This is a genomic window from Paraburkholderia sp. SIMBA_054, from assembly GCF_046534875.1.
GTDB classification, from domain to species: domain Bacteria; phylum Pseudomonadota; class Gammaproteobacteria; order Burkholderiales; family Burkholderiaceae; genus Paraburkholderia; species Paraburkholderia hospita.
Genome location: NZ_JAWRXV010001749.1, coordinates 1 through 235, shown reverse-complemented (window position 1 = coordinate 235; position 235 = coordinate 1). Strand labels below are relative to the sequence as shown.

The following is a 235-nucleotide window of genomic DNA, read 5'->3' as shown; positions in this document are numbered from 1 at the left end:
CACATCGGGCGGCATGAAGCCGACGCCTAAGCCGTGACGCACCATCGCGAGCATGGTGTCGAAACCGTTGACGGTCGGGTTGTCTGGGAACAGCCGGCCGCGGCTGCGATACGCGCGCTCCACGGCGGACAGTACGGCCGAGCCCTTGCCGAGGCTCACAATGGGAAGATCGAGAATATCGTCGATGCCCACTGGTCCATTGCCGAATTCAAAATGCGCGCGGCTATAAACCAGC

Annotated in this window: 1 protein-coding gene; it reads right to left on the bottom strand. The window is 62.1% G+C overall.

Annotation, left to right across the window (positions count from 1 at the left end; genetic code table 11):
- Positions 1-235: LysR substrate-binding domain-containing protein (locus tag SB822_RS61095; protein WP_410859658.1), on the bottom strand; the 235-nt coding region annotated here is incomplete at both ends.